The organism is Streptomyces sp. MK37H, from assembly GCF_018035285.1.
In the GTDB taxonomy this organism is placed as follows: domain Bacteria; phylum Actinomycetota; class Actinomycetes; order Streptomycetales; family Streptomycetaceae; genus Streptomyces; species Streptomyces endocoffeicus.
The window spans coordinates 1-6,560 of sequence record NZ_JAAAYH010000480.1 but is presented as its reverse complement, the minus strand read 5'-3'; the positions used below and the strand labels follow the sequence as shown (position 1 = coordinate 6,560).

Here is a 6,560-nt window from a genome sequence, read left to right as displayed (position 1 = left end):
ACAGCACCTGCTCGCACTCCTCGGCGAACGCCGCGTTCAGGCGGCCCAGTTCGTCGCGGAAGCGGCGGCCGGAGGCGGTCGCGGGGACGACGCCCGCGCCGACCTCGTTGCTCACCGCGACGACCGTACGGGTCGTGGCGCGGACCGCCGCGACGAGGGCGGAGACGCGTTCGCGGAGGGCGCGTTCGCCGCCGTTTGCCCACTTCTCGTCGTCCCAGGCGCTCATGGAGTCCATCGCGTCGGTGAGCCACAGCGCCAGGCAGTCGATGAGCAGCGGTGGGCCGTCCTCGGCGAGCAGCGGGGGCAGGTCGCAGGTCTCGGTGGTGCGCCAGGAGCCGGGGCGGCGGTCGCGGTGGGCGGCGACGCGGGCGGCCCACTCGGGGTCGCCCTCGCGGGTGCCGCCCGTCGCGACGTACAGGACGTCGGGGAACGCGGCCAGCCGCCGCTCCGCCTCGAGGGACTTGCCGGACCGGGCGCCGCCCAGCACCAGCGTGCGGCGCGGCAGGTCCGGCACCGCGTGGTACTCGCCGACGATCAGCGTCTGCCCGTCCGGCACCGCCCGCGCGCCCGCCGTGGCCAGGCGGCGGTGCAGCTCCCGGCCGGGCGGGGTGGTGTGGTCGAGGTGGACGGCCAGGACGTCGGTGGTGGCGCCCACGGCGCCCGAGGCACGCAGGGCGGCCAGCGCGTCGGGGCGGCCCAGTACGTCGAGCAGCACCATGTCGTACGGCTCGGCCGGGTCCGGGAGCCCGGCGGCGGCCGAGCCCGGCGGGAGGTACAGCAGCCGGGTGCCGTCGGGTCCGGTGACCTCGTAGCCGGTGCCGGGGGAGTCCAGCGCGACCGCCCGCACCCGGTGACCGCTGATCAGGGAGAGCGTGCGGCCGTCCGGCACCCGCCCCGGCGCCGGCAGCCCGGCCGGGAATTCGACGGCCGGACCCGTGTGCGGATGGGAGAGCAGCACCTGCCGGACGCCCACCAGCGAGTACCCGGCCCGCGCGGCGGCGAAGGCGGCCCCCGGGGTGAGATCGATCAGCAGCGCGCCGTCGATCAGCAGCGAGGTGGCGGCCCGTGCCTCCTCGCCGACGGCGGCGGCACAGGCGGCGCAGGGGCAGCCGTGGCACGGCAGCCCCTCGGGGGCCCCGGTGCCCAGAAGAGTGAGTTCCACGCCCCGATCGTCTCGCGTCCGTTCTCACGGGTCGCGCGGGGCCACCCCGTACGGAGTGATCAGTCACCTAGGCTGCGGGCAGACATCAGCTGTGGACCGGCGGGTATCACCTGTGGGTCGGCGGGATGGAGGAGGCTGGAATGGCGTGGACATGGCGGTTCGAGAAGTCCGACGGGGCGGAGACGAAGCCCGCGGTGCAGCCGGAGGAGTTCCCGACCCAGGGGGACGCGGAGTCGTGGATCGGTGAGGAGTGGCGGGAGCTCCTCGAGGGAGGCGCGGAGCAGGTGACCCTCTTCGAGGACGGGAAGAAGATCTACGGCCCGATGAGCCTGCGCGCCGAATAGAGGCCGATCAGGCGTCGAATAGAGGCCGATCAGACGCCGAGTGGACAAAGCCGATCAGGCGCCGAGTGGACAAAGCGCCGAATAGACAAAAGCGCGGGGTGGCGGTCCTGACCGCCACCCCATCCCGGCCCCGGATCAGCCGCGCACCCCGCACAGATGCAGCAGCGCCGCCACCGCCCGGTAGGGATCCGTGCGGCCGGCCCGCTCCTCGGCCGTCAGCAGGCGCTCCCACTCCGGGGAGCCCGGCGGCTCCGCGTCGTCCGGGGAGAGGTCGGTGAAGACCCGCACGCCGTACCAGGCGCGCAGCGGCGCGCCGATCGCGGTGAGGGTCTCGGCCAGCTCCTCGCGCCGGTCGGCGCGCACCGGCAGCCCGATCCGGTTGGTGTACGAGGGGGAATCGAAGGCGGCCAGCGCGGTGTCGAAGTCCCCGGCCAGCCCGGGCCGCATCGCCAGCGCGTCACCGTTGCGCACCAGCAGCGAGAGCAGACCGCCGGGTGCCAGCACCCGGGCCAGCCCGGCGAGCAGCGGATCGGGTTCGGGTACGTACATCAGCACGCCGTGGCACAGCACCACATCGAAGGTGCCCGGCAGGAAGTGTGCCCCGGTCTCCCGGCCGTCGCCCTCGAGCAGCCGCACCCGTCTTCGGATGCCCTCGGGCTCGTCGGCGAGCGCGGTGCGGGCCGCCTCCAGCATGGTCGCGTCGGACTCCAGCCCGGTCACCTCATGGCCCGCGCGGGCCAGCCGCAGGGCCTGGGTGCCCTGGCCGACACCCACGTCGAGCACCCGCAGCCGCTGCCCCACCGGGAAGCGCGCGGTGATCTGCTCATCGAGCTGGTGGGCGACCAGCGCCTGCCGGACGGTGTTCCGCAGGCCCCCGAGGTGGCTCAGCCAGCCGGCCGCCCCGCCGGTGAAGCCGGAGGGTGGGCCGCTCAGGGCCGCTCTCCGCGCTTGACCTGCGGCTTGGGCAGCCGCAGTCGGCGCATCTGGAGGGTGCGCATCAGGGCGTACGCCACCGCGCCGCGCAGGTTCTCGTCGGGGAAGCGCTTGCGCAGCTGCCGCTTGAGCTGGACGCCGAGGACGAGGGAGTTGACCACGATGAGGACGATGACCACCATCCACACCAGCAGCACATAGCTCTGCATGGCGCCGGCCCGGATCATGCTCAGGACCAGGATGACCACCGCGAGCGGCAGGAAGTACTCGGCGACGGAGAACCGCGAGTCCACGAAGTCGCGGGCGAAGCGCCGCACCGGACCCTTGTCGCGGGCCGGCAGATACCGCTCGTCACCCCCGGCCAGCGCCTGGCGCTGCTTGGCCAGATCGGCGCGGCGGGCCTCGCGCGCACGCTTGGAGGCGTCCTTACGGTTGGCCGGCGTCTTCGCCAGGCTGCGGCGCTGCGTCTGGGCCTCGCTCCGCTTGGGAGTGGGGCGGCCCTTGGGCGCCTGCGGGTCACGGGTCTGCTGCGGCTGGTCCGCGGTCACCTTGGTGGTAGCGGCCTGCTCATCCTTGGAACGGCTTCGGAACACAAAGCCCAAGGGTACGGGTTGCGGGGTGTGCGCCCCAGCCTCTGGGGGAACGATCAGGCAACGGAGTCCCGCCCTAATCGGGACACAGGGGGCGCACTCCTCCTTGCGCCGGAGGCTCCCACCGTCTGATCGTCCTGCAGGAGGAGCGCGAGCGGGCTCGAACAGTGCGGTAATGGAAGCAGGGCCCGTAGGCTGGGTCTGTTGGAGTGCCGGAGTCACACGTCCGTCAGAAGGGGGCGCGCGAGGCCCATGAGCGGTGTCATGAAGCGTATGGGGATGATCTTCCGCGCGAAGGCCAACAAGGCCCTGGACCGGGCCGAGGACCCGCGCGAAACCCTTGACTACTCGTACCAGAAGCAGCTGGAGCTGCTCCAGAAGGTGCGCCGCGGTGTCGCCGACGTGGCGACCTCGCGCAAGCGCCTGGAACTGCAGCTCAACCAGTTGCAGGGCCAGTCCACCAAGCTGGAGGACCAGGGCCGCAAGGCGCTCGCGCTCGGCCGGGAGGACCTGGCCCGCGAGGCGCTGTCCCGCCGCGCCGCGCTGCAGCAGCAGGTCACCGACCTGGAGACCCAGCACCAGACGCTCCAGGGCGAGGAGGAGAAGCTGACCCTGGCCGCCCAGCGGCTCCAGGCCAAGGTCGACGCCTTCCGTACGCGCAAGGAGACCATCAAGGCCACCTACACCGCGGCCCAGGCCCAGACCCGCATCGGCGAGGCGTTCTCCGGCATCTCCGAGGAGATGGGCGACGTCGGCATGGCGATCCAGCGCGCCGAGGACAAGACGGCGCAGCTCCAGGCGCGCGCGGGCGCGATCGACGAGCTGCTGGCCTCCGGCGCCCTGGACGACCAGTCCGGTATGGCCAAGGACGACATCGCGGCCGAGCTGGACCGGATCTCCGGCGGTACGGACGTGGAGCTGGAGCTTCAGCGGATGAAGGCCGAGCTGGCCGGCGGCAGCCCGCAGCAGGCGATCGAGGGCGGCAAGACGGACGAGTCCCAGCAGTCCCGGACCCAGCACAAGTTCGACAAGCAGTAGCCCGCGCCCCCGCCTGGGCGAGGTCTCCAAGGAGGTCATCATGATCGTACGGATCATGGGGGAGGGCCAGGTGCGGGTGGCCGAGAGCCATCTGCCCGGACTGAACAGGCTGGACGACGAGCTGCTCGCGGAGATCGAGGGCGGCGATCACGAGGGCTTCCGGAGGACTCTGGGCGCGCTGCTGGACGCGGTGCGCTCGGCCGGTGAGCCCCTGCCCGACGACGCGCTCCAGCCGTCCGAGCTGATCCTCCCCGCCGCCGACGCGACCCTCGAGGAAGTCAAGGCGATGCTCAAGGACGACGGCCTCATTCCGGGCTAGGGCCCTTCTGACGGATCTCCGCGGCGTCGCGACGCCCGGCACGCCCTCTCGCCGCACCGCGCGAAAACCCAAGTAGCTCCGCTACGAGGGCTTCCGCACGGCACGCCGAGAGCACGCCCCGGACGCCGCTCCTTCCTCCACGGAGATCCGCCAGAAGGACCCAGCGCGACGCGCTCCCGGATCCACACTCCAGCACAGGTCGTACCTCCCCGCACCGGCCGGGTACGGGCCGCCCACGAAGCCGGGCGGCCCCCGCGGCCCTTACCGTTGGATTCCGTGACTCCCCTCGCCGTCGGGCCGGGTCTGGCCCGTCCGCACCGCTGGCTGTGCGCCCACCCCCGAGCCCTGGACACCCTGGTGGCGCTGGGGGTCCTCGCGCTGATCCTGATCGGCGCGGTGGCCGGCCCGCGCATGCGCCACCAGCCGCTGGGCCCCTTCTTCGTGCTGCTGGCCGTGCTCGCCGCCGCCTCGCTGGTGCTCCGCCGCGATCTGCCCCGCGGGGTGCTCGCCTTCAACGTCGCCCTCACCCTCACCGAACTCGTCACCAATGACGTGGGCCCGCCGCGCACCTCGATCGTGTTCGGGGTCGTGGTGGCGCTCTACACCGTGGCGGCCCGCACCGACCGCCCCACCACCTGGCGGGTCGGCGCCGCCACCGCCGTGCTGCTCACCGGCGCCGGGATGCTCTTCGCGCTCAACCCCTGGTACTCACAGGAGAACTGGGGCCTGTTCGCCTGGACCGGGCTGGCCGCGGCCGCCGGTGACGCGGTGCGCAGCCGGCGCGCCTATATCGCCGCCATCGAGGAGCGGGCGGTCCGCGCCGAGCGCACCCGTGAGGAGGAGGCGCGCCGCCGGGTCGCCGAGGAGCGGCTGCGGATCGCCCGTGAGCTGCACGATGTCGTGGCGCATCACATCGCGCTGGTCAACGTCCAGGCCGGGGTCGCCTCCCATGTCATGGACAACCGCCCGGACCAGGCCAAGGAGGCGCTCGCGCACGTACGGCAGGCGAGCCGCTCGGCGCTGGAGGAGCTGCGGGCCACGGTCGGCCTGCTGCGGCAGTACGGCGACCCCGCCGCCCCCACCGAACCGGCCCCCGGCCTCGCCGTGCTGGACCAGCTCGTGGACGGCTTCGTACGGGCCGGGATGCGGGTCCGGGTGCGGGCGGAGCCACCGGAGAAGCTGGGCCCGCTGCCGGGCTCGGTGGACCTCACGGCCTACCGCGTGGTCCAGGAGGCGCTGACCAATGTGCACAAGCACGCCGGGCCCGGGGCCACGGCCGAGATCCGTATCGCCCGGGTCGCGGACGCCCTGGAGGTCACGGTCGAGGACGACGGGGCGGGGGCACGGACCGAGGGCCCCGAGGAGGCACCGGACGGCGCGGACGGGTCCGGGGTACCCCGGGCGGACGGGACGGAGCCCGGCGGCGGGCACGGCCTGCTGGGAATGCGCGAGCGGGTGGCCGCACTGCGCGGCGGCTGCGAGGCGGGACCCCTGCCCGAGGGCGGTTTCCGGGTGCGGGTGAGACTTCCTCTGCAGCCGCGTAGGGGAGGGGACTCATGACGATCAAGGTGCTGCTGGCGGACGATCAGGCGCTGCTGCGCAGCGCGTTCCGCGTCCTGGTGGACTCCGAGCCGGACATGGAGGTGGTGGGCGAGGCGTCCGACGGCGCGGAGGCGGTGGAGATCGCCCGCGCCCGGGGCGCCGACGTCGTCCTGATGGACATCCGGATGCCCGGTACGGACGGACTGGCCGCCACTCGCATGATCACCGAGGACCCGCAGCTCAAGGACGTACGCGTGGTCATGCTGACGACCTTCGAGGTGGACGAGTACGTGGTGGACTCGCTGCGGGCGGGGGCCAGCGGCTTCCTCGGCAAGGGCGCCGAACCCGAGGAACTGCTCGCGGCGATCCGTATCGCGGCGGCGGGCGAGGCGCTGCTGTCCCCGGCCGCGACCAAGGGGCTGATCGCCCGCTTCCTGGCCCAGGGCGACGGGAGCGGCGGCGAGGACGCCTATGACTCCTCACGGCTGGACGCCCTGACCGTCCGCGAGCGCGAGGTCCTGGTCCAGGTGGGCGGCGGGCTGTCCAACGACGAGATCGCCGCCCGGCTGGAGGTCAGCCCGCTCACGGTCAAGACGCATGTCAACCGCGCGATGGCCAAGCTGAGCGCCCGC

General features: G+C 73.2%; 8 protein-coding genes. 5 read left to right on the top strand and 3 right to left on the bottom strand.

Annotation, left to right across the window (positions count from 1 at the left end; translation table 11 throughout):
* Positions 1–1,162: bifunctional adenosylcobinamide kinase/adenosylcobinamide-phosphate guanylyltransferase (locus GWI24_RS38340; RefSeq protein ID WP_210950656.1), on the bottom strand; the 1,162-nt coding region annotated here is incomplete at its 3' end.
* Positions 1,163–1,302: 140 nt separating this feature from the next.
* Between GWI24_RS38340 and GWI24_RS38335 the strand changes: the two genes are divergently transcribed.
* Positions 1,303–1,506, top strand: coding sequence for a hypothetical protein (locus GWI24_RS38335; protein ID WP_020871990.1), 204 nt, complete (start codon positions 1,303–1,305; stop codon positions 1,504–1,506).
* Between the two features lie 135 nt (positions 1,507–1,641).
* Here GWI24_RS38335 and GWI24_RS38330 read toward each other — a convergent pair whose 3' ends face one another.
* Both GWI24_RS38330 and GWI24_RS38325 read right to left on the bottom strand, forming a co-directional pair.
* Positions 1,642–2,376: a class I SAM-dependent methyltransferase gene (locus GWI24_RS38330; RefSeq protein ID WP_374103391.1), complete on the bottom strand. Its 735-nt coding sequence runs from the start codon at positions 2,374–2,376 to the stop codon at positions 1,642–1,644.
* 59 nt (positions 2,377–2,435) lie between these two features.
* On the bottom strand, positions 2,436–3,032 hold the full coding sequence (locus tag GWI24_RS38325; protein WP_086882079.1) for a DUF3043 domain-containing protein: 597 nt from the start codon (positions 3,030–3,032) through the stop codon (positions 2,436–2,438).
* A gap of 249 nt (positions 3,033–3,281) precedes the next feature.
* Between GWI24_RS38325 and GWI24_RS38320 the strand changes: the two genes are divergently transcribed.
* The 4 genes from GWI24_RS38320 to GWI24_RS38305 form a co-directional block, all read left to right on the top strand.
* Positions 3,282–4,067: a PspA/IM30 family protein gene (locus tag GWI24_RS38320; protein ID WP_185058022.1), complete on the top strand. Its 786-nt coding sequence runs from the start codon at positions 3,282–3,284 to the stop codon at positions 4,065–4,067.
* Between the two features lie 40 nt (positions 4,068–4,107).
* Positions 4,108–4,386, top strand: a complete 279-nt coding sequence (locus tag GWI24_RS38315; RefSeq protein WP_210950655.1) for a hypothetical protein — start codon at positions 4,108–4,110, stop codon at positions 4,384–4,386.
* Positions 4,387–4,653: 267 nt separating this feature from the next.
* Entirely contained in the window at positions 4,654–5,946 is a 1,293-nt protein-coding gene (locus GWI24_RS38310) for a sensor histidine kinase (RefSeq protein WP_210950654.1), read from the top strand.
* On the top strand, positions 5,943–6,560 hold a 618-nt coding region (locus GWI24_RS38305; RefSeq protein ID WP_210950653.1), incomplete at its 3' end, for a response regulator transcription factor. The genes GWI24_RS38310 and GWI24_RS38305, both read left to right, overlap by 4 nt.

Excerpts from the sequence above, each read along its gene's own strand:
- GWI24_RS38335 (WP_020871990.1), top strand. The coding sequence starts at position 1,303 with ATGGCGTGGACATGGCGGTTCGAGAAGTCCGACGGGGCGGAGACGAAG.
- GWI24_RS38320 (WP_185058022.1), top strand. The coding sequence starts at position 3,282 with ATGAGCGGTGTCATGAAGCGTATGGGGATGATCTTCCGCGCGAAGGCC.
- GWI24_RS38315 (WP_210950655.1), top strand. The coding sequence starts at position 4,108 with ATGATCGTACGGATCATGGGGGAGGGCCAGGTGCGGGTGGCCGAGAGC.